20 protein-coding genes and 3 tRNA genes are annotated in these 21,805 nt (G+C 61.3%); 14 read left to right on the forward strand and 9 right to left on the reverse strand.

The window, feature by feature from the left end; genetic code table 11:
* Window positions 1–16 precede the first annotated feature (16 nt).
* From efp to sugE, 4 genes are all read left to right on the forward strand, one after another.
* Window positions 17–583 carry an elongation factor P gene (gene efp, locus ACF8MC_RS23170; protein ID WP_004929666.1) on the forward strand — a complete coding sequence of 189 codons (567 nt, stop codon included), beginning with the start codon at window positions 17–19 and terminating at the stop codon, window positions 581–583.
* A 70-nt stretch (window positions 584–653) separates the two neighbouring features.
* A complete protein-coding gene (locus ACF8MC_RS23175; RefSeq protein ID WP_019453400.1) occupies window positions 654–785 on the forward strand; it encodes an entericidin A/B family lipoprotein in 132 nt (43 codons plus the stop codon).
* A 121-nt stretch (window positions 786–906) separates the two neighbouring features.
* Window positions 907–1,038 carry an entericidin A/B family lipoprotein gene (locus ACF8MC_RS23180; protein ID WP_033636766.1) on the forward strand — a complete coding sequence of 44 codons (132 nt, stop codon included), beginning with the start codon at window positions 907–909 and terminating at the stop codon, window positions 1,036–1,038.
* Between the two features lie 192 nt (window positions 1,039–1,230).
* A complete protein-coding gene (gene sugE, locus ACF8MC_RS23185; protein WP_004929669.1) occupies window positions 1,231–1,548 on the forward strand; it encodes a quaternary ammonium compound efflux SMR transporter SugE in 318 nt (105 codons plus the stop codon).
* Here the strand turns inward: sugE and blc are convergent.
* The 5 genes from blc to frdA form a co-directional block, all read right to left on the reverse strand.
* Window positions 1,542–2,075, reverse strand: coding sequence for an outer membrane lipoprotein Blc (gene blc, locus ACF8MC_RS23190; RefSeq protein ID WP_060431092.1), 534 nt, complete (start codon window positions 2,073–2,075; stop codon window positions 1,542–1,544). The two genes, sugE and blc, sit on opposite strands and share 7 nt — an antisense overlap.
* Before the next feature lie 84 nt (window positions 2,076–2,159).
* Window positions 2,160–2,519 (reverse strand): fumarate reductase subunit FrdD, encoded by a 360-nt coding sequence (frdD, locus tag ACF8MC_RS23195; RefSeq protein WP_004929672.1) that lies wholly within the window; start codon window positions 2,517–2,519, stop codon window positions 2,160–2,162.
* A 12-nt stretch (window positions 2,520–2,531) separates the two neighbouring features.
* Entirely contained in the window at window positions 2,532–2,924 is a 393-nt protein-coding gene (frdC, locus tag ACF8MC_RS23200; RefSeq protein ID WP_004929673.1) for a fumarate reductase subunit FrdC, read from the reverse strand.
* Window positions 2,925–2,938: 14 nt separating this feature from the next.
* Entirely contained in the window at window positions 2,939–3,673 is a 735-nt protein-coding gene (locus ACF8MC_RS23205; RefSeq protein WP_033636770.1) for a succinate dehydrogenase/fumarate reductase iron-sulfur subunit, read from the reverse strand.
* Window positions 3,666–5,462 (reverse strand): fumarate reductase (quinol) flavoprotein subunit, encoded by a 1,797-nt coding sequence (gene frdA, locus ACF8MC_RS23210; RefSeq protein ID WP_033638926.1) that lies wholly within the window; start codon window positions 5,460–5,462, stop codon window positions 3,666–3,668. The genes ACF8MC_RS23205 and frdA overlap by 8 nt, the downstream gene beginning before the upstream one ends.
* Before the next feature lie 385 nt (window positions 5,463–5,847).
* On the opposite strand from frdA, the gene epmA reads away from it, so the two are divergent.
* Entirely contained in the window at window positions 5,848–6,825 is a 978-nt protein-coding gene (epmA, locus tag ACF8MC_RS23215) for an elongation factor P--(R)-beta-lysine ligase (RefSeq protein WP_004929681.1), read from the forward strand.
* A 67-nt stretch (window positions 6,826–6,892) separates the two neighbouring features.
* On the opposite strand, the gene mscM is transcribed toward epmA, so the two are convergent.
* The 3 genes from mscM to rsgA form a co-directional block, all read right to left on the reverse strand.
* Window positions 6,893–10,240, reverse strand: coding sequence for a miniconductance mechanosensitive channel MscM (gene mscM / locus ACF8MC_RS23220; RefSeq protein WP_164105459.1), 3,348 nt, complete (start codon window positions 10,238–10,240; stop codon window positions 6,893–6,895).
* Between the two features lie 13 nt (window positions 10,241–10,253).
* Window positions 10,254–11,147: an archaetidylserine decarboxylase gene (gene asd, locus ACF8MC_RS23225; RefSeq protein WP_033636775.1), complete on the reverse strand. Its 894-nt coding sequence runs from the start codon at window positions 11,145–11,147 to the stop codon at window positions 10,254–10,256.
* A 76-nt stretch (window positions 11,148–11,223) separates the two neighbouring features.
* Window positions 11,224–12,273 (reverse strand): small ribosomal subunit biogenesis GTPase RsgA, encoded by a 1,050-nt coding sequence (rsgA, locus tag ACF8MC_RS23230; protein WP_049194612.1) that lies wholly within the window; start codon window positions 12,271–12,273, stop codon window positions 11,224–11,226.
* 240 nt (window positions 12,274–12,513) lie between these two features.
* Between rsgA and orn the strand changes: the two genes are divergently transcribed.
* The 4 genes from orn to ACF8MC_RS23250 all read left to right on the forward strand — a co-directional run bounded on the left by orn (window position 12,514) and on the right by ACF8MC_RS23250 (window position 13,598).
* Window positions 12,514–13,059 (forward strand): oligoribonuclease, encoded by a 546-nt coding sequence (gene orn, locus ACF8MC_RS23235; protein WP_033636776.1) that lies wholly within the window; start codon window positions 12,514–12,516, stop codon window positions 13,057–13,059.
* 191 nt (window positions 13,060–13,250) lie between these two features.
* Window positions 13,251–13,326, forward strand: a tRNA-Gly gene (locus ACF8MC_RS23240).
* A 66-nt stretch (window positions 13,327–13,392) separates the two neighbouring features.
* Window positions 13,393–13,468 (forward strand) — tRNA-Gly (locus tag ACF8MC_RS23245).
* A gap of 54 nt (window positions 13,469–13,522) precedes the next feature.
* Window positions 13,523–13,598: transfer RNA gene (locus tag ACF8MC_RS23250), tRNA-Gly, on the forward strand.
* Window positions 13,599–13,909: 311 nt separating this feature from the next.
* Here ACF8MC_RS23250 and queG read toward each other — a convergent pair.
* Window positions 13,910–15,049 (reverse strand): tRNA epoxyqueuosine(34) reductase QueG, encoded by a 1,140-nt coding sequence (gene queG / locus ACF8MC_RS23255; RefSeq protein WP_033648708.1) that lies wholly within the window; start codon window positions 15,047–15,049, stop codon window positions 13,910–13,912.
* Here queG and nnr point away from each other — a divergent pair.
* Genes nnr through miaA form a run of 5 tightly spaced genes read left to right on the forward strand, consistent with a single transcriptional unit; the run spans window position 15,048 to window position 21,723 of the window.
* Entirely contained in the window at window positions 15,048–16,562 is a 1,515-nt protein-coding gene (gene nnr, locus ACF8MC_RS23260; protein ID WP_164105457.1) for a bifunctional ADP-dependent NAD(P)H-hydrate dehydratase/NAD(P)H-hydrate epimerase, read from the forward strand. The two genes, queG and nnr, sit on opposite strands and share 2 nt — an antisense overlap.
* Before the next feature lie 10 nt (window positions 16,563–16,572).
* A complete protein-coding gene (gene tsaE / locus ACF8MC_RS23265) occupies window positions 16,573–17,043 on the forward strand; it encodes a tRNA (adenosine(37)-N6)-threonylcarbamoyltransferase complex ATPase subunit type 1 TsaE (RefSeq protein WP_033648706.1) in 471 nt (156 codons plus the stop codon).
* A 7-nt stretch (window positions 17,044–17,050) separates the two neighbouring features.
* Window positions 17,051–18,883, forward strand: a complete 1,833-nt coding sequence (gene amiB, locus ACF8MC_RS23270) for an N-acetylmuramoyl-L-alanine amidase AmiB (RefSeq protein ID WP_164105455.1) — start codon at window positions 17,051–17,053, stop codon at window positions 18,881–18,883.
* A 22-nt stretch (window positions 18,884–18,905) separates the two neighbouring features.
* Window positions 18,906–20,789, forward strand: coding sequence for a DNA mismatch repair endonuclease MutL (gene mutL / locus ACF8MC_RS23275; RefSeq protein ID WP_164105453.1), 1,884 nt, complete (start codon window positions 18,906–18,908; stop codon window positions 20,787–20,789).
* Window positions 20,782–21,723 (forward strand): tRNA (adenosine(37)-N6)-dimethylallyltransferase MiaA, encoded by a 942-nt coding sequence (miaA, locus tag ACF8MC_RS23280; RefSeq protein WP_048321235.1) that lies wholly within the window; start codon window positions 20,782–20,784, stop codon window positions 21,721–21,723. The genes mutL and miaA overlap by 8 nt, the downstream gene beginning before the upstream one ends.
* Window positions 21,724–21,805 lie beyond the last annotated feature (82 nt).

A 21,805-nucleotide genomic window follows, 5' to 3' on the forward strand; every position in this document is an offset into this window, starting at 1 on the left:
TATTCAGAGGGCCATCATGGCGACTTATTCTAGCAACGATTTCCGTCCGGGTCTTAAAATCATGTTCGAGGGCGAACCTTACGCCGTCGAAGCCAGTGAGTTCGTTAAGCCGGGTAAAGGCCAGGCGTTCGCGCGCGTGAAAATGCGTCGTCTGCTGACCGGCACCCGCGTGGAAAAAACCTTCAAGTCTACCGATTCTTGCGAAGGCGCAGACGTGATGGACACCAACATGAACTACCTGTACAGCGACGGTGAGTTCTACCACTTCATGCACCCTGAGTCTTTCGAACAGCATCAGGTTGACGGCAAAACCGTCGGCGACGCGGCCAAATGGCTGCAGGATAACGCAGAGTGCATCATCACCCTGTGGGATGGCCGTCCAATCGCCGTTCAGCCGCCGAACTTCATCGAAGCGGAAATCACCGATACCGATCCTGGCCTGAAAGGCGATACCGCAGGGACTGGCGGCAAGCCGGCTACCCTGAGCACCGGCGCCGTGGTTAAAGTGCCGTTGTTCGTCCAGATCGGCGAAGTGATCAAAGTTGACACTCGCTCTGGCGAATACGTCTCTCGCGTTAAATAAGTTTCAAAGCAGAGGAACCCCCGCGGTTCCTCTGTTTTATCCCATCCCCGTTCGTTGGCAGAAAACCCGCATGTTCAAGAAAACGTTGTTGGCCGTGCTCTCCCTGTTGTTTCTTTTCTCCCTTAGCGGTTGCAATACGTTTCGCGGTTTCGGCGAGGACGTTCAGCATCTCGGCGGCGCCATTTCGCGCACGGCCAGCTGATCCCGCCCTTTAACCCGATGTATTTGCGCCACAAAGCCGGTGGCGATTCCACCCCCTGCGCCAATTTTGACTAAGCTTAGAAAGCCGTACTTTTTCATCAACGACAAATAAGGACTTTCTTATGCTGAAGAAAAGTATTATCGCGATCTTCTCTTTGATGATTTTGACCTCGTTGACCGCCTGTAATACCACCCGCGGCGTGGGTGAGGACATTCAGGCCGGCGGCAAGGCCATTCAGCGCAGCGCGGAATAATCCGTTCTCCACCCGGCGGCGTTCCGCGTGCGGAGGGCCGCCGCATTTCCTCCTCTTGCCTGAGCGTTAACGCTGCTGCTATCCTGCCGCAGTGCGGGTGAGGTTACCCGCCGTTCTTCACCCCGCTGAACGGGACGACCCGTTTACGCGTCATTTTATCGGGGACGACCCCAGTGGTAGGGAGGCCGTCTCATGGCCTGGATTATTCTGCTTATCGCCGGTTTGCTCGAAGTGGTTTGGGCTATCGGTCTGAAATACACCCACGGTTTTACCCGGCTGACGCCGAGCATCATCACCATCGCTGCGATGGTGGTCAGCATGTTGCTGTTGGCCAACGCCATGAAAACGCTGCCCGCCGGCACCGCCTATGCGGTGTGGACCGGCATCGGCGCGGTGGGTGCGGCCATCATGGGCATGGTGCTGTTGGGTGAATCGACCAATATTGCGCGCATCATCAGCCTGTGCCTGATCGTGGTCGGTATACTCGGGCTGAAGTTCAGCAGTCACTGATCGGCGGGCTGCTCCACCCAGATCAGCGCATCGGTGGCGAAACCGTAGCCTTTGGCCGTCTGCAATAAGCTGTCGCGTACGCCGGCGTCAAGCGTCGGGGTGCGCGACAGGATCCACAGATAGTCGCGGTTAGGGCCGCAAACCAGCGCGTAGCGATATTCCGGGTCCAGGGCAATCACGTTATAGCCGCCGTAGAAGGGGCCGAAGAACGACACTTTCAGCGCCGCGACCTGCGGTGAACCGATAAAGTAGGCTTTGCCTTCGCTTTCTTGCCATTGCTGTTTCTGTGGATTGAAGCCGCGATTGATGACTTTCAGCCCGCCGTCGGCGCGTGGGCTGTAGTGGGCGGTTACCTGCTGCAAACCGCGTTCAAAACGATGATCCAGACGCGCGATTTCGTACCAGGTGCCGAGATAGCGCTGACTGTCGAAAGGGGTCACGACCTTGATGTCTTTGGGCGGGGAGACGCTGCAAGCGACGGAGAGCAGGGCAGAAAGCATGACGCTAAGCTTTGACCATAAACGCATCGGTGACTCCTGTTTACCGGGGGCGAGTAGACAGTGTAGCCGATGAGAAAAGGGCGGCCAACGGGCGTTGGCCGCCTGAGCGGTTTACAGGGTGACGACGCCGATAACGGTGACCACGCTGAGGATCGCCGCCAGACCGTAGAACACCCATTTGCCGGCCGGTACGTGGATCTTCAGATCGTGCATCGCATGGTGGATGCGGTGCAGGCCGCACCACAGTGGCAGAATGATCATCAGCAGCAGGAACAGGCGGCCGATCAGGCTCTGGCAGAACGCCAGCACGCGCTCGTAACCCAGTGCTTCACCGGGGAACAGCCCCAATGGCAGCAGAATGCCGACCAGCAGCACGATGGCCGGCGCGACGATCGCGCCCCACATGCCGCCGGCGCCGAACAATCCCCAGAAAACCGGCTCGTCGGAGCGTTTAGGTGCTTGATTTATCATGTTTCCTCCGGATTAGATCAGGGCCACGGCCAGGATGACCACGCTGACGACGATGGTGACGGCCCACAGCCCTTTCACGATGGGGCCTGGGCCCATTTTCTCGCTGTTGACCACGATATTGGCGGCCTTCGGCGCCAGATCGAACCAGGTTTTGGTGTGCAGCGCCGCCGCCAGCAGGGCGACGACGTTGATCAACAGCACCAGCGGGTTCTGCAAGAAGCCGACGAAGCCGGCCCAGCTCTCGGCTCCGCCCTTCAGCGCGAACACGCCGTAGAGCAGCACGATGCTGAACCAGACCGCCAGCACCGAGGTGCCTTCGCGCAGCATGTAGAAACGGTAAAAGCCGAGCTTTTGCCACCAGGTGGGCGTCATGGTGCGCACATAGGGCTTACGTTGAGTTGTCATGGCAATTTTCTCCCTTATTGCGGCTTCAACATGGCGATCATGAAGTCTTTGGCGCTCTCCACCTTGCCCTGCTGGATAGCGGCGGCGGGATCGACGTGTTTCGGACAGACTTCGGAGCAATAGCCGACGAAGGTGCAGCTCCAGACGCCGTTTTGGCCGTTAAGCTGCGGCATGCGCTGTTTCTTACCGTGGTCGCGGTTGTCCAGGTTGTAGCGGTGCGCCAGCGTGATCGCCGCCGGGCCGATAAATTCGGGATTGAGGCCGAACTGCGGGCACGCGGCGTAGCACAGGCCGCAGTTGATGCAGCCGGAGAACTGGTGATACTTGGCCATCTGCGCCGGGGTCTGCACGTTCGGGCCGTCTTCCGGTTTGCGATCGTTGCCGATGATGTACGGCTTGATCGCCTCCAGGCTTTCGATGAAGTGGGTCATGTCGACCACCAGATCGCGCTCGATCGGGAAGTTGCCCAGCGCTTCGACCTTCATGCCGCCGACGTAATCGCGCAGGAAGGTTTTGCACGCCAGCTTCGGCACGCGGTTGACCATCATGCCGCAGGAGCCGCAGATCGCCATGCGGCAGGACCAGCGGTAGGAGAGATCCGGCGCCAGGTTATCCTTGATGTAGCCCAGCGCGTCGAGCAGCGAGGTCTGTTCGTCGTAAGGCACAGCGTAGGTGACGAAATGCGGCTCGGCGTCGCGTTCCGGGTTATAGCGCATGACTTCGATCTTCAGGGTTTGCATCTCAGCCATTTGCCTGCTCCTTATTCTTTTTCTCCTGCGCTTCGGCTTCTGCGCCATAGACGCGTTTGGCCGGCGGCAGCTTGGTGATTTTCACGTCGCTGTATTCGAGACGCGGCGCGCCCTGCGGGTTATGGAACGCCAGCGTATGCTTGAGGAAGTTGACGTCGTCGCGCTCGGTGCAGCCTTCGTCCAGGCGCTGGTGAGCGCCGCGCGACTCTTTGCGGTTAAACGCAGAGTGCGCCATGCATTCGGCGACGTCCAGGCCGTAGCCCAGCTCGATGGTGTACAGCAGATCGGTGTTGAACACGCTGGAGTTGTCGGTGATGTTGACGCGCTTGAAGCGCTCTTTCAGCTCCGCCAGCTTATCGATGGTTTTTTGCATCAGCTCCGGCGTGCGGTAGATGCCGCAGCCCTCTTCCATCGACAGCCCCATTTCGTCGCGGATCTTCGCCCAGTTTTCGTTGCCTTCCTGCTTCATCAGGTTGCTCAGGCGGGTTTCGACGTCGCGGGTTTGTGCATCCAGCGCGCTGCCGTTGGCCGGCGCGGTTTCCAGCGCGCGGCGCGCCGCGTGCTCACCGGCGACGCGGCCGAACACCACCAGTTCTGCCAGCGAGTTGGAGCCGAGACGGTTGGCGCCGTGCAGGCCGACGGAGGAGCATTCGCCGACCGCGAACAGCCCCTTGATGCGGGTTTCGCAATTCTGGTCGGTTTCAATGCCGCCCATGGTGTAGTGCGCGGTAGGGCGCACCGGGATCGGATCTTTCACCGGATCGACGCCGACGTAGGCCTTGGCCAGTTCACAGATGAACGGCAGCCGCTCCAGCAGCTTTTTCTCGCCCAGGTGGCGCAGATCGAGGTAGACCACGTCGCCGCGCGGGGTGGCGATGGTGCGGCCGGCGCGCCATTCGTGCCAGAAGGCCTGGGACACTTTGTCGCGCGGGCCCAGCTCCATGTATTTGTTCTTCGGCTCGCCCAGCGGGGTTTCCGGGCCCATGCCGTAATCTTGCAGGTAACGGTAGCCGTCCTTGTTCACCAGAATGCCGCCTTCGCCGCGGCAGCCCTCGGTCATCAGGATGCCGGAACCGGGCAGGCCGGTCGGGTGATACTGCACGAACTCCATGTCGCGCAGCGGCACGCCGTGGTGGAACGCCATGCCCATGCCGTCGCCGGTAACGATGCCGCCGTTGGTGTTGTAGCGGTAGACGCGCCCGGCGCCACCGGTAGCCATCACCACCGCGTTGGCGCGGATCTGCACGCGGGTGCCTTCCATCATGTTGAGCGCCACCAGGCCGCGCGCTTGGCCGTCGTCCACCAGGATATCCAGCACGAAGTGCTCGTCGAAGCGTTGAATTTGCGGGTATTTCAGCGAGGTCTGGAACAGGGTGTGCAGCATGTGGAAGCCGGTCTTGTCGGCGGCGAACCAGGTGCGTTCGATCTTCATGCCGCCGAAGCGCCGCACGTTGACCGACCCATCCGGTTTGCGGCTCCACGGGCAACCCCACTGCTCGAGCTGGGTCATCTCGCGCGGGCACTGATGCACGAAGTGATCGACCACGTCCTGTTCGCACAGCCAGTCGCCGCCGGCGACGGTGTCGTGGAAGTGGTAGTCGAAGGTATCGTGATCCTGGGTGACGGCGGCGGAGCCCCCCTCGGCGGCGACCGTGTGGCTGCGCATCGGGTAGACCTTAGAGATCAGCGCGATTTTCAGTTGGGGATTGGCTTCCGCTGCGGCTATTGCTGCACGTAAACCAGCGCCCCCGGCCCCAATAATGGCAAGATCGGCGTTAAAGGTTTGCACTGCATTCCTCCAATGTTCTTGTTAAGAACGGCAAGTTAAATATCTATGCTTAAAATTTAGCGAACTCTTCGGGTGCTAACTAATTGAACCGATTAATGTTGCTTAAAGGTTAAGGATAGATATCTCCCACCAATAATGGGGAATTAACTATACCTAAAGTTAAGTAGTCGAAATTTGATGTGATCGATTGTTTTGTCGATTAACGCTCGTCCAACAGGCTTGTCTGTCTTTCTGCGTGTTCGGCGTGCTTTACCCTTTTTAACGCGCTTTTGCCGCCCATTTATCGGAAATTGGTGTTATGGCCGGTTGCGCATCGTGAAGAATTTGTTTGGCTGCAAGGATGCGAGTAGACTGCATCCCCTGTTTGATTTCGGAGTTAATTACCATGAGCGAAACGGCAAGCTGGCAGCCTAGTGCACCCATCGCCAATTTGTTGAAACGCGCAGCGATTCTGGCTGAGATCCGGCGTTTCTTCGCCGATCGTGGCGTGCTGGAAGTTGAGACGCCCACCATGAGCCAGGCGACGGTCACCGACGTTCACCTGTTCCCGTTCGAGACGCGTTTCGTCGGGCCGGGGGCGGCAGAGGGCCTGACGCTATACATGATGACCAGCCCGGAATATCACATGAAGCGCCTGCTGGCGGCGGGCAGCGGCCCGATCTACCAAATGGGGCGCAGCTTCCGCAATGAAGAAGCCGGGCGGCATCACAACCCGGAATTCACCATGCTGGAGTGGTACCGTCCGCACTACGACATGTACCGCCTGATGAACGAAGTGGACGATCTGCTGCAACAGGTGCTGGACTGCGAGAGCGCGGAGACCCTGTCTTATCAGCAGGCCTTCCTGCGCCATCTGGACATCGATCCGCTGTCGGCGGAGAAGGCGCAGCTGCGCGAAGCGGCGGCCAAGCTCGACTTGAGCAACATCGCCGATACCGAAGAAGACCGCGATACGCTGCTGCAGCTGCTGTTCACCGTGGGCGTGGAGCCGCATATCGGCCGTGAAAAGCCGGCGTTCGTTTACCACTTCCCGGCCAGCCAGGCGGCGTTGGCGGAGATCAGCACCGAAGACCACCGCGTGGCGGAGCGTTTCGAGGTGTACTTCAAGGGCATTGAGCTGGCGAATGGTTTCCGCGAGCTGACCGACGGCCGTGAACAGCAGCAGCGCTTCGAGCAGGACAATCGCAAACGCGCGGAGCGCGGCCTGCCGCAGCAGCCGATCGACTACAACCTGTTGGCGGCGTTGCAGCACGGCATGCCGGAATGTTCCGGCGTGGCGCTGGGGGTGGATCGCCTGGTGATGCTGGCGCTGGGCGCCGAGAGCCTGAGCGACGTGTTGGCCTTCCCGGTTGGGATCGCCTGACGTTTCAGGCGCAGAGAAAAGCAAAAGGGTCGGCATTTGCCGGCCCTTTTTTTATCGCGAGAACCGCTTACAGCCCCCCGGCGTCGCGCTTGGTGTTCGGCGCCGGCGTGGACGGCGGCGTACGGCCGTTGTTGGTCAGCCGCGACAGCGTCTCGGTGCGCACCTGGAACGGCGGGTACGGCAGCGTGATGCCGTGCTCGCGGTAGCCCGCCAGGATCAGCTGGTGGATCTCGTGGCGCAGCGGCATGCGGTGGCCCATCTCGGCGGCGTAAATACGCATCTCGAAGATCTGAATGCCCTGTTGCAGATCGACCAGGTAGACTTCCGGCACCGGATTGTCCAGCACCAGCGAACAGCGCTCGGCGGCGTTCATCAGGATCTTGGTCACCTCTTCGCTATTGGCCTCGCCCGGGGCCGGCACGGTCAGCACCACGCGGGTGATGGCGTCCGAGAGCGACCAGTTGACGAACTGCTCGGTGATGAACGCCTTGTTCGGCACGATGATCTCTTTGCGGTCCCAATCGGCGATGGTGGTCGCTCGGGTATTGATCTTGGTTATCGTGCCGGTCAGGTTGCGGATCGTTACGGTATCGCCGATGCGGATCGGCTTCTCGAACAGGATGATCAGGCCGGAGATGAAGTTGGAGAAAATCTCCTGCATGCCAAAGCCGAGACCCACGCTGAGCGCGGTGACCACCCACTGCAGTTTCGACCATTCGATGCCGATCCAGGAAAAGCTGAGAATGGCGCCGAACAGCAACAGCAGGTATTTGGTGATGGTGGTGATGGCGTAACCGGTGCCCGGCGACAGATCCAGGTGCTGCAGCACCGCCAGTTCCAGCAGCGCCGGCAGGTTGCGCACCAACTGCATGGTGATGATCAATACCAGAATGGCGATCAGCACTGCGCCGAGGGTGATCGGATGGGCGGTTTCCACGCCGTTGACCGTCGAGGTCACGTCCCACAGCGAGATATTTTCCAGGAAGCTGAAGGCGGAGTGGATCTCCGACCACAAAACGATCACCGACACCAGCGCGATCAGCGTCAGGATCGAACGCACCAGCCGCAGCGACTGGGCGCTGATGGTATCCAGGTCTATCTCTGAGTAGTCCATATCCACCGAACCTTCGGTGCTGTTCGGGGTATGCGAGGTTTCGTCTTCGCCGCGGGCGCGCTGGGCCAGAATGTCCGCGCGGCGCTGTTTGGCGCGGTCGAAGGCGATGCGTCGCCGTTGAATCAGCATCCAGCGGCGGATGATGTGGTAGACGACCAGCAGCAGGAACCAGATCGCCACCGAGGTTTCCAGGCGCGCCAGCAGCGCCTGCGCGGTGGTGAGATAACCGACGCTCGACGCCAGCGCCGCCAGCAGCGGCGCCGACAGCAGCAGCCCCCAGAAGGCGCTGTTGAGCATGTTGTCGCCGGAGCCGTTTTTATCCAGATACAGCGGGATGCCGGCGCGCTTGAGGCTGTGGGTGACCAGCGCCAGCGCCAGACACAGCAGAATGAAGCACAGCCGCCCCAGCGTGTTGGCGAACTCGCGCTCTTTCAGGCTATCGAAGGTGATCAGCGCCATGATCAGCGGCACGATCAGCCAGATCGACATCTTGTAGTAGCGCATGGCGCGCGAAACCTGCTTCACCGGCCAGCGGAAGTGCACGATGAACAACCCCTGCGGGTGGGCGAAGGCGGCGCAGATCATGCAGATCCACAGGATCGGCAGCGTGGCGGTCACCCCTTTGCCGATCGCTTCCGCTACCGGGTAGTTCCAGGCGCTCTGCAGGCCGTAGCCGAGCGCGGCCCACAGCACCGGCAGCGGCATCGCCACCAGAATCGACCAGAACACGGTGCGTACCGTCAGGAAGAATTCGTCCTGCGTCACCTTGCCGACGCGGCTGCTGGCGCGCTCGAGGAAGGCGTGGTAGTGCTTGCGCGAACTGATGCTGAAAATCACCAGCAGCAGGGCGCCGAAGATCGGGATCAGCGTTTCGCGGCTGGTCACCATCATCATGAAGGCGCCGCCGAGCTGCGACAGCGTGTCCAGTGACAGAACGCGCGTCAGATCGTGCGCCACGTTGAGCGGATAAGAGAAGTTGATCGGATTGACGTCCGGCACCCAGAACAGATAGCGGTGGGTGGCGTCGCGAATTTCGTTCAACGCTTCGATCAACTGGGTGTTGGCCACCTTCAGCTTGGTCAGCTCGAGGATTTGGGTGTCGCAACCGGACAACAACGAGTTCAGCAGCTCGCGCTGGGTGCGCAGCTGGGCATCGACGATGCGCTGCTCCTGGTTGGTCAGCGCGCTGCCGTCGTCGCGCTTGAATTCGCGCTGCGACAGTTTTTCCAGCTGAGTTTCAAACTGCAGGCGCTGCACGCGCAGCTGGGCCATGTCGCCGTCCAGCTGTTGCGGCTTGGGCATTTCCGGCAGCGTTGCCACCTGGGCGCGCAGGGTTTCCCCCAGCGCCGACGACGAACCGAGCCACTGGGCCTGCTCGATGATGGTGCTCAGCGCCTGGCGCACCTGCAGCGTCTGCGCCGCCGCCTGCCGCTGCTGCGATGAAATCAGATCCATGCGCTGCGCCTGGCTGTTCAGCGCGGCGGACAGTTCGCGGTTGATCTGCAGCTGTTGGCTGATGCTTTTTGGCAAATCGCCGTTCTGCTCGGCCAGCTGCTCGGTTTTTTCCAGCGCCTGTTCCGCTTCGCGTTGGCGCTGGGCGTTGAGGTTGTTGCGCAGCGCCTGCAGTTGAACGTCTATTTTCTCGTGGCGCTTTTTATAGACTTCGGCGCGCATGCGCGCCAGCTCCTGCCGGTTGTTGGCCGACAGCTGCGCCAGTTCCAGCTCGTCCACTTTGGCCTTGCGCGCCGCGGCTTCGGTCTGCAGCAGAGCCAGGGCGGCCTGCGCGTACGGCGTGGTCGGGTTGGCGGGCTGCGCCTGCAGGCGGCGCTGCACTTCCGTCAGCGCACGGCGGGCGTCGGTCTGCTGCTGCGGCAGCTGGCCGAGCGAATCGCTGATTTCCCGCGTGCGATCCTGCTCTTGCTGCAGCAGGCGCGCCTGTTCCAGCAGCAGACTGCTGGTTTGCAGGATCTGCTGTTCCAACTCGGCGGCCGGCAGATCGTCGCCGTTCGGCAGGATCTTGTTGCTTTCCAGCACCAGCTGGCGGCGCAGTTCCTGCGTCATCTTCGGGAAATCGTCGATCACCCTCTGATACTGCTCGGAGCGAGTCTGCGACTCTTTACGCTCCGCCAGCCAGTTGAGGGCGCTTTGCAGCGCCTCGGTGGTCTCCGCCTGATTCGGCGCGTTTTTGCTGCTTTCCGCCTGCTTCAGCTCTTGCTTGAGCTGGGTCTCGGTCGGCAGGGGGGCGGCCAGCGCCGGTTGCCACAGCAGGCAACCGAGCAAAAGCGTGATGATCAGGCGCACGGCGTCGATTCCTTTAGAGCGGGGTCTGTGGTGTTTCAGCGGCGGCCGGGATTTCGGCGAACGCCTCACCCATGCGGGTGACGGTGCCGTTTTGCAACTGCGGCGCGAGCTGCACGCTGCCTGCGGTAAACAGATTGATCACCGTGGAGCCAAGCTTGAAGCGGCCCATCTCTGCGCCTTTTTCCAGCGCGATGGCGCCCTCTTCACCGGCGGCCGGGTAGGTCCAGCGTTTGATGATGCCTTCGCGCGGCGGCGTGACGGTGCCGGCCCAAACGGTTTCGATGCTGCCGACGATGGTGGCGCCGACCAGAATTTGCACCATCGGCCCGATGTCGGTGTCGAACACGCAGATCACGCGCTCGTTGCGCGCGAACAGGTTAGGCACGTTGGCGGCGGTGAGCGGGTTGACCGAGAACAGATCGCCCGGCACATAGATCATTTCGCGCAGCACGCCGGCGCATGGCATGTGCACGCGGTGGTAATCGCGCGGCGCCAGATAGGTGGTGGCGAACAGGCCGTTGCGGAACGGTTCGGCCAGCAGGTAGTTACCGGCCAGCAGCGCTTCCAGGCTGTAGTGATGGCCTTTGGCCTGGAAGATTTGATCGTCGCGGATCGGGCCGAGCTGGCTGATGGCGCCATCGGCGGGCAGCGCCAGCCAGTTGGCGTCGGCGATGATTGGGCGTGCGCCATCGCGCAGCGGGCGCACGAAGAAGTCGTTGAAGGTGGCGTAAGACGCCAGGTCCGGATTTTGCGCTTCCTGCATGTCCACGCGGTAGAAGCGGGCGAAGGCCTTGATCACCAGTTGGGTCAGCCAGCCGGCCCGTTTGTCGGCGCCCCAGCCCGCCAGGCGGGTCAGCGCCAGCTTCGGTAGCCAATATTGCAATTTAATCTTGATGCTATCCAGCACGTTAACCTCGTGAATCAGGGTAAAGGGCGCGCATTGTAACGAGGGCCTCGCCGCCGTCAATGCCCGCCCGTCAGTGTCAGTCTGCGGCGTCCGTGAAGTTCTTACGAACCTTCACCTGCGCCATGCTTTCCAGAATGCGGTGATAGTTGTCGAAACGCTCTTCCGCGATATCGCCTTTCTCCATCGCCGCGCGGATAGCGCAGCCGGGATCGGTATCGTGGCGGCAGTCGCGGAATTTGCAACCGCCTAAATAATCACGGAATTCGACAAATCCGCGGGTGATTTGTTCCGGCTCCAGGTGCCACAAGCCAAACTCGCGCACCCCCGGGGAGTCGATCACGTCGCCGCCGTGCTGGAAATGGTACAGCCGTGCGGCGGTGGTGGTATGTTGCCCGAGGCCCGATACGTCGGAAACCTGATTTACCAGAATTTGCTCTTCGGACGGCGGCAGCAGCGCATTCAGCAGGCTGGATTTGCCGACGCCGGACTGGCCGGCGAAGATGCTGATGCGCCCGGCCAGCGACTGTTCGAACTCCGCCATGCCTTCCCGCGTCTGGCTGGAGACTTCCAGCACCCGGTAGCCAATCTTGCGATAGATATCCATCATGCCGTCGACCAGCTTGCGCGCTTCGGCGTCCAGCAGGTCGATTTTGTTGAGTACGATCAGCGGCTCGACTTCGAGCGTTTCGCAGGCCACCAGATAGCGGTCGATGATGTTCAGCGACAGCTCGGGCAGGATCGCCGACACGATGACGATCTGATTGATATTGGCGGCGATCGGCTTCACGCCGTCGTAGAAGTCCGGGCGCGTCAGCACCGAGGTGCGTTCGTGCACCGCTTCCACGATGCCCTTCACCCCTTCATGGGTGCCCAGGCCGGGGCGCCACACCACGCGATCGCCGGTCACCAGCGAACGCAGCGTGCGGCGGATATTGCAGCGGTGCTGAGTGCCATCCGGCGCTTCAACGTCGGCGTGCATGCCGAAACGGCTGATGACGACGCCTTCCTGCGGCTCGCCCAGTTGGGAATCATCCGGTTCCGGTTTGTTATCAGCGCGCTTCAGACGGCGCTGATGGTTCGCCTGCACGCGGCGTTGCTGACCTTTGGACAGTTTGTTCTTACTCACTGCGCCTCACTTGACTCGATTTTATACCTTTACACGTACGGCGGCGGTTGGGGCCTTCCCCGGCCGCAGCCTTGAACCCGTCGGGGTATATGTCGCCCAGGGCGACCAAAAAGACTATGATACACGCTATTTTATATTAAATAACCGTTGTTAGCCGTCGGCTGCGGCGCGTCGCCACCGGCGGCGTCCGCCGTCTCGTCCGCACAGCGTTTTTCTCTCGGCTTTTAGGCAGGAAACATCATGACAGGAAACGAAAATAACCTGATTTGGATCGATTTGGAGATGACCGGGCTGGATCCCGAGCGTGACCGCATCATCGAGATCGCCACGCTGGTCACCGACGCCAACCTGAACATCCTGGCGGAAGGGCCGGTGATCGCCGTGCATCAGTCCGACGAACAGCTGGCGCTGATGGACGAGTGGAACGTGCGCACCCATACCGGCAGCGGGCTGGTGGAGCGGGTGAAAGCCAGCCGCCAGGACGATCGCGCCGCCGAGCTGGAAACGATAGCCTTCCTGCAGCAGTGGGTGCCGGCCGGCAAATCGCCGATCTGCGGCAACAGCGTGGGCCAGGATCGCCGTTTCCTGTTCCGCTATATGCCGGAGCTGGAGGCCTACTTCCATTACCGCTACCTGGACGTCAGCACGCTGAAGGAGCTGGCGCGCCGCTGGAAGCCGGAAATTCTCGCCGGCTTTAAAAAGCAGGGCACCCATCAGGCGCTGGACGACATTCGTGAATCGGTGGCCGAACTGGCGTATTACCGCGAACATTTCATCCAGCTCTAAGGTGCGAGGGCCTCTGCGGGGAAAAAACGCCGGTTTTAGCCGCTTAATTCGCCAATCTGGCGCTTTAATCGGCAATCAAACAAAAATCGCGTTTTTTTGCTTTCAGGGGCTTGCGGCAAAAAGGATTTCTCGTATAATGCGCACCCCGTACCGATGAAGAATTTCGTAACGTTCCACCATCGATACGCCGGGCGGGAATAGCTCAGTTGGTAGAGCACGACCTTGCCAAGGTCGGGGTCGCGAGTTCGAGTCTCGTTTCCCGCTCCAAATTCAACAATGTCGCGATGCGGCATGATGAATAAATAAAGCAGTATCAAGCAGTACCTATGCGACGCGGGAATAGCTCAGTTGGTAGAGCGCAACCTTGCCAAGGTTGAGGTCGCGAGTTCGAGCCTCGTTTCCCGCTCCAAAAATTCAAAGGTCACGCCAGTGTTTGGTGGCCGGATGCCAAAAGCATCTCAATGCGGGAATAGCTCAGTTGGTAGAGCACGACCTTGCCAAGGTCGGGGTCGCGAGTTCGAGTCTCGTTTCCCGCTCCAATTTTCTCTTCGTTTCAAACTCAAATCCAACGCCTTATCCGGCGCGGGTTTTTGTCCCGTTTTACACGCCTGGTAAAAATGTTGTGAACAGAGTTATCCACAGCCTCTGCACATAAACTCGCCTGCCTGAAAAATCAACGTCATACAAATTAAATATTTATCTATTTGATTTATAGGTTTATTTATTTATCCCAAAACGTTATGCCGATCACTTGCTCTTTTTGTTGCAGTTGAAAGACAACGTGTTTTTATTTTTATGCACAAATCCACAGAGTGAGTCTTCCGGCGCTATGTCCGAATGGCGCACGCCGTCAGGCATCCCTTGGCAAACCTTTTTCCACAGCCCGTATCAGCCGTTTTTTCTGCGCCGTTTGCACCTCGATGCCCTGCGCTTCGCGGCGGGCGAGCTGTTGCGCCAGCGCCCAGTGGATATGTTCGTCCAGCATGGCGTTCTGGCCCAAACGGGTGCGCAGTGCGAGCACGATGCCGTCCTCGTAGGGCGCATTGCCCAGCGCCACGGCGATATTGCGCAGCCAGCGCAGGTGGCCGATGCGGCGTATCGCCGAGCCTTCGGTGATGCGCAGGAATTTTTCCTCCGTCCAGTTGAACAGATCGATCAGCTGCGGCGCATGCAGCGCGGCGCGCGGGCTGAAATCGTCTTCGTCGGTAAGCTGCGAAAAGCGGTTCCACGGGCAGATCAGCTGGCAGTCGTCGCAGCCGTAGATGCGGTTGCCGAGCAGCGGGCGGAACTCCTCCGGGATCGCGCCTTCCAGCTCGATGGTCAGGTAGGAGATGCAGCGCCGGGCGTCTACGGTATAGGGGGCGACGATGGCGCCGGTCGGGCAGGTGGTGATGCAGGCGACGCAGCGGCCGCACTGCTCTTCCTGCGGCTGGTCTACCGGCAGCGGCAGATCGATCAGCAATTCGCCGAGGAAAAACCACGACCCGGCTTCACGGTTGAGAATTAGTGAGTGTTTACCAACCCAGCCGATGCCCGCCTTGGCGGCCAGCGCGCGTTCCATCACCGGCGCAGAATCGACAAAGGGGCGGAAATTCAACTCGCCGCAGTAGGCCTGGATCTGATCGCCCAACTTTTTCAGGCGCTGGCGCAACAGCTTGTGATAGTCGCGCCCCAGCGCATAGCGGCTGACGTAGCCCAGCTGCGGATTTTGCAAGGTGCTGGCAAACGCCGCCTTGGCCGGCAGGTAGTTCATGCGTACGCTGATCACTCGCAGCGTGCCCGGCAACAGTTCGTGAGGGCGTGCGCGCAGCATGCCGTGGCGCGCCATCCATTCCATTTCGCCGTGGTACTGTTTGTCGAGCCAGGCCTGCAGCTTCGGCTCTTCAAGGCTCAAATCGGTATCGCAGATGCCAACCTGCTGGAATCCTAGCGATTGCCCCCATTGCTTGATATGTTGGGCGAGTTGATGGAGATCGAGGGGGTGCGTCATGACGGGCCACAGTGAAAAAGCATACGCTGACAGTTTATCACACTCCGTCTGGCCTGCGGATTGGATCCGTCGCTCGGAACCCGCAGCGGCGGCCTCGCTCGGTATTTCTCTTTACGATTTGATGCAGCGCGCCGGTCAGGCGGCCTACGCGCTGGCGCGCAACGCGTACCCCTCCCGCGACCACTGGCTGGTGCTGTGCGGCCACGGCAACAACGGCGGCGACGGCTATGTGGTGGCGCGCCTGGCGAAGGCGGCGGGCGTGCAGGTGACGCTGATCGCCTGCGACGGCGCACGGCCTTTGCCACCGGAAGCCGCAGCGGCCCGCGAGGCCTGGCAAGCCGCAGGCGGCGACATTCTGCCTGCGAGCAGCCGCTGGCCGGCGTCTGTTTCTCTCATCATCGACGGCCTGTTAGGTACCGGCCTGGGCAGCGCGCCGCGTGCGCCCTACGACGCGCTGATCGAGGCCGCCAACCGCCATTCGGCACCGGTGGTGGCGCTCGACATCCCGTCCGGCCTGCTGGCGCAGAGCGGCGCGGCGCCGGGCGCGGTCGTGCGTGCCGCGCACACCGTCACGTTCATCGGCCTCAAACCGGGGTTGCTGACCGGCCAGGCGCGCGACTGGGTCGGGCAACTTCATCAGAATGCGCTAGGCTTATCGGGTTGGTTGGCGAAGCAACCGGAGCAGATTCAGCGGCTTACCGCCGAGGTGTTGCCGCGTTGGCTGCATCCGCGCCGTCCCTGCGCCCATAAGGGCGAGCATGGCCGCCTGCTGTTGGTGGGCGGCGATCGCGGGTTCGGCGGCGCCATTCGCATGGCGGCGGAAGCGGCGCTGCGCAGTGGGGCTGGGTTGGTGCGAGTGCTTACTCACATGGAGCATGTCGCGCCGCTGTTGGCGGCCCGGCCGGAGCTGATGGCGCAGGCGCTGGACGAGGCGACGCTGCGACAGGCGATGCAATGGGCGGATGTGCTGGTGATTGGCCCGGGTCTGGGCCAGGCTGAGTGGGGCAAAAACGCCTTGAACGTGCTGCAAACCAGCGATAAACCGGCCTTGTGGGACGCCGATGCGCTGAACTTGCTGGCATTAAATCCCGAGAAACGGCAGAATCGCGTGATGACTCCGCATCCTGGAGAGGCGGCGCGGCTGTTGAGCTGCAGCACTGCCGACATCGAGAGTGATCGCTTACTTGCCGTGCGCAAGCTGACGGCGCGTTACGGTGGCGTGGCGGTGCTGAAAGGCGCCGGTACGCTGATCGCCGATGAGCAGGGGCAGATGGCGATCGCCGACGTCGGCAACGCCGGCATGGCCTCCGGCGGCATGGGCGATGTGCTGTCGGGCATCATCGGCGGTTTGCTGGCGCAAAAGCTCTCGCTGTATGATGCCGCCTGTGCGGGCTGCGTCGTACACGGCGCGGCCGGCGATCGCGTAGCGGAAAGACAAGGAACAAGAGGCATGTTGGCGACCGATTTACTGCCGGACATCCTTCATTTCGTTAACCCTGAGTGGGCAAAATAGACTTTATCGAATGAAAGAACTCGTTTTACCTCTGCCGGACGAGGCAGCGACTGTCGCTTTGGGCACCACTTTGGCCCAGGCATGCGATCGCGCCAGCGTCATCTATCTCTACGGCGACCTGGGCGCCGGTAAAACCACCTTCAGCCGTGGTTTCCTGCAGGCGTTAGGGCATCAGGGCAACGTCAAAAGCCCGACCTACACGCTGGTGGAACCCTATGCCTTGCAGCCGCTGGCGGTGTATCACTTCGATCTGTATCGCCTGGCCGATCCGGAAGAGCTTGAATTCATGGGCATTCGCGATTACTTCGCGCAAGACGCCATCTGCCTGGTCGAATGGCCGCAGCAGGGCACCGGCGTGCTGCCGGAGCCGGATCTGGCGCTGCATCTTAGCTATCAGGGCGAGGGGCGAGAGGCGAAGATCGAGGCGATTTCCGCATACGGCAGCCAGCTGTTAGACCGCATTCATGGATCACAGGGATGATGCTGCAATGACGCACGTGTTGAAAAAATTTGCGGTCATCATGCTGATCGCCGTGCTGGGGCCGCTCGGCACGTTGAACGCGCTGGCGGCGTCCTCGCTGTCCGATATCAAAGTGTCCAACGCCCAACGCGAAGCGACGGTGTCGGTGAGCTTCAATGGCCCGCCGGACTATGCGTTTTTCCCGCTGCACGGCCCGGAACGCGTGGTGCTGGACGTTAACCAGAAGGGCAAGGTCGGCGGTCTTCCGCTCAATTTCAGCGGGCAAAACCTAGTGAAAAGCATTCGTTCCAGCGCGCCGAAAGACGCGCAGAGCGTGCGCCTGGTGTTTGATCTGACCCAGCGCGCCAAAACCCGCGTCGCCACCCGCCAGAACGGCGGCGTGCATACCGTGGTGTTCACCATTACGGCCGAAGGCGGCGCCAATACCGTGGTGCGTAAAGCGCCGGTGCAAACGCCTGCGCCGGTTGCGGTCAATCCACCGCCGCGTCAGGCGCCGGTCACGGTCAGCCAGCCACCGCGGCAGGCGCCGGTCGCGGTGCGTGAAGCGCCGGAGCCGCCGCTGCGCAAAGCGCCGACAGGATCGAATCCCTTCACCAATAAACAGACCGTGGTCGCAGGCACCGCCACAGAGGTCACGCCGCGCAGCAGCCGCGTTTCCGCCGGTTCCGGCGATCGGGTGGTGGTAGCGATCGACGCCGGCCACGGCGGCCAGGATCCGGGCGCCATTGGCCCGAGCGGGCTGAAAGAAAAGAATGTCACCATCGCCATCGCGCGCCGCCTGCAGGCGATGCTGGACGCCGATCCGCAGTTCAAACCGGTGCTGACCCGTACCGGCGACTATTTCATCTCGGTGATGGGGCGCTCCGACGTGGCGCGTAAACAGGGCGCCAACGTGCTGGTCTCCATCCACGCCGACGCCGCGCCAAACCGCAGCGCCAGCGGGGCTTCCGTCTGGGTGCTGTCCAATCGCCGCGCCAACAGCGAAATGGCCGGCTGGCTCGAACAGCATGAGAAACAGTCCGAGCTGCTCGGCGGCGCCGGCGATCTGCTGGCCAACAGCCAGGCTGACCCTTACCTGAGCCAGGCAGTGCTGGATCTGCAGTTCGGCCACTCGCAGCGCGTGGGATACGACGTGGCGGTGAAGGTGCTGCAGCAACTGCAGAGCGTCGGATCGTTGCATAAACGCCGGCCGGAACACGCCAGCCTGGGCGTGCTGCGTTCGCCGGATATTCCCTCGCTGCTGGTGGAAACCGGATTTATCAGCAATAGCACGGAGGAGCGGCTGCTGGGCAGTAGCGCGTATCAGGAGAAGATTGCCAGGGCCATTCATAACGGCCTGCGCAGCTACTTCCTGGCGCATCCGCTGCAAGCCGACCCAAAGGTGGAAAACCGACCGCTGGACGTCGCAGCGGCGGTTAACACCTCAACACCAGACGTGCGCCAGCCTGAGCCTATCGTCAGCTCGGCCGGCGCGAGCCGCAGCGTAAGCGGCAAGACCCGGATCCACGTGGTGAAGCGTGCGGAAACGCTGTCCGGCATCGCCGACAGCTACGGCACCACCATGGCGGCGCTGCGTGATCTGAACAAACTGAAAAAAGACGGCGTGTGGGTAGGGCAACGCCTGAAGGTGCCGGCGGGGAAAGCCGCCGCCGTCACCACCACCGTCGCCAAGGCGAAAACGCCGGCGAAGAAAACGTCTAAACATAAAGTGGCCCGCGGGGATACGCTCTCCTCCATCGCTTCTCGCTACGGGGTCAGCGTCGGCGATCTGAAACGGGTCAATAATCTGAAGTCGGACGTCGCGCCGCTGGATCGGACGCTGACCATTCCGCAGGCCTAGCGCCATCGCTACAGGAGCCAGCATGCCTATCCAGGTGTTACCGCCGCAGCTTGCCAACCAGATCGCCGCCGGAGAGGTGGTTGAACGCCCCGCGTCGGTCGTCAAGGAGCTGGTGGAAAACAGCCTGGACGCCGGCGCAACGCGCATCGATATCGATATTGAACGCGGCGGTGCCAAGCTGATCCGCATTCGCGACAACGGCTGCGGCATCGGCAAGGACGATCTGGCGTTGGCGCTGGCGCGGCACGCCACCAGTAAAATCAGCACGCTCGACGATCTGGAGGCTATCGTCAGCCTCGGTTTCCGCGGCGAAGCGCTGGCCAGTATCAGCTCGGTTTCCCGTTTGACCCTGACGTCGCGCACCGCCGAGCAAAGCGAGGCGTGGCAAGCCTATGCCGAAGGGCGCGAGCAGGCGGTGACCGTCAAACCCGCCGCGCACCCGGTCGGGAGCACGCTGGAAGTGCTGGATCTGTTTTACAATACGCCGGCGCGCCGCAAGTTCATGCGCACCGAAAAAACCGAATTCGGCCATATCGATGAAGTGGTGCGGCGCATTGCGCTGGCGCGTTTCGATGTGGCGATCAACCTCAGCCACAACGGCAAACTGATCCGCCAATACCGGGCGGCGAAAGAAGAGAGCCAGCACGAACGCCGTTTGGGCAGCATCTGCGGCCCGGCGTTTTTGCAGCATGCGCTGAACATCGACTGGCAGCACGGCGATTTGAGCATCCGCGGTTGGGTGGCGGATCCGGCCGGGGCGCGCCAGCTGGGTGAAATGCAGTATTGCTACGTCAACTGCCGCATGATGCGCGATCGCTTGATCAATCACGCTATTCGTCAGGCCTATCAGGATCAGCTGAAGGACGATCAGCAGCCCGCTTACGTGCTGTATCTGGAGGTCGATCCGCATCAGGTGGACGTCAACGTTCATCCCGCCAAGCACGAGGTGCGTTTCCATCAGGCGCGGCTGGTGCACGATTTTATCTACCAGGCGGTAACCACCGTGCTGCAGCAGACCGGTCAGACGCCGCCGCTGCCGCTGGCGGAAACGCCTGACGAAGCGCCCGCGCCGGTCTGGCAGCCGGAGAACCGCGTCGCCGCCGGCGGCAACCATTTTTCTCAGCCTGCGCCGCGTCGCGAAACGCCGCCACCGGCCGGCACCGCCCGCGAGCGGGCGCCGCAGCCGGGTTGGCAAACGGCGGGCGGTTACCAGAAACGCGAAGGCGAGCTGTACGGTAAACTGATGCAGCCCGCCGCCGAGCCGCAGGCCGATGCCGCGCCGGAAGTTTCGAGCAAGCCGCCGCTGTTCCCGTCGGCGAAAGCCGCAGCGGAAACGCCGTTGGCGAGCGGCCAACACAGTTTTGGCCGGGTGTTGATGATCCATCCGCCGTGCTACGCGCTGATTGAGCAGCGCCAGCAGCCGGCGTTGCTCAATCTGGCGGTAGCCGAACGCTGGCTGCGCCAGGCGCAACTCAACCCGCCGGCGGAAGGGCTGCGGCCGCAGCCGCTGCTGATCCCGATTAAGCTGACGTTGGAGAAGCGAGAAGCGGCGGCCATTGCACGGCATCAGGCGCTGCTCGTGGCGATGGGGCTGGATCTGCAGACGGATCACGGCCGTGTGACGCTGCGCGCAGTGCCTTTACCATTACGCCAACAAAATTTACAAAAACTGATACCCGAACTGTTAGGCTATCTGGCCGAACATCAGGAGATGTCGCCCGCGGTGCTGGCCACCTGGCTCGCTCGCCGTCTTGGCAGCGAACATGAACAGTGGAACACCTCGCAAGCGATACAATTGTTGACCGACGTTGAACGACTTTGCCCGCAGCTGGTCAAATCGCCACCGAGCGGACTTTTACAACCCGTTGATTTACAGGCCGCACTGGCGGCCCTCAAGCATGACTGACACTGAAATGACACCACGTCCCCCGGCTATTTTCATCATGGGGCCGACCGCCTCGGGCAAGACCGCGCTGGCGATCGCGCTGCGCGAACGCCTGCCGGTGGAACTGATCAGCGTCGATTCCGCGCTGATTTACCGCGGCATGGATATCGGCACCGCCAAGCCGAGCGCCGAAGAATTGGCGCAGGCGCCGCATCGGCTGATCGATATCCGCGATCCCGCCGAAGCCTACTCGGCCGCGGAGTTTCGCGCCGACGCGCTGAAGGAGATGGCCGACATCACCGCCGCCGGGCGCATTCCGCTGCTGGTCGGCGGCACCATGTTGTATTTCAAGGCGTTGCTGGAAGGATTGTCGCCGCTGCCGTCCGCCGATCCCGCGGTGCGCGAGCGCATCGAATGGCAAGCGGCGGAGCAGGGCTGGGAGGCGTTGCATCGGCAGTTGCAGGCGATCGATCCGGTCGCGGCATTGAGAATTCATCCGAATGATCCGCAGAGACTGTCCAGAGCACTGGAAGTTTTTTTTATTTCGGGTAAAACTTTAACGGAACTGACTAAAATTTCGGGTGAATCGTTGCCGTATCAAGTTCACCAATTTGCGATAGCGCCGACCAGCCGTGAGTTGATCCATCAACGCATCGAGCTGCGGTACCATCAAATGTTGGCGGCGGGTTTTGAGACGGAAGCGCGTGCACTTTTCGCACGGGGTGATTTGCATACGGACTTGCCCTCCATTCGCTGTGTCGGTTACCGCCAGATGTGGTCATACTTGTCTGGTGAAATTAGTTACGATGAGATGGTTTATCGTGGTATTTGCGCAACACGTCAGTTGGCTAAACGCCAGATGACCTGGTTACGGGGTTGGGAGTCGGTCCATTGGTTGGACAGTGAAAAGCCGGGAGAGGCTTTGGACTCGGTGACACAGGTTGTTAGTGCATAGGTTGGGTGATTGTGTACAATTGCTGAGTATTCAGCGCGCAAATTTTTTACGTCGTTTATTTTAGAGCCGACAGGTTCTTAGT

This window comes from Serratia sp. LACPHL-BACT-2024-00286 (assembly GCF_043109535.1).
GTDB classification, from domain to species: domain Bacteria; phylum Pseudomonadota; class Gammaproteobacteria; order Enterobacterales; family Enterobacteriaceae; genus Serratia; species Serratia sarumanii.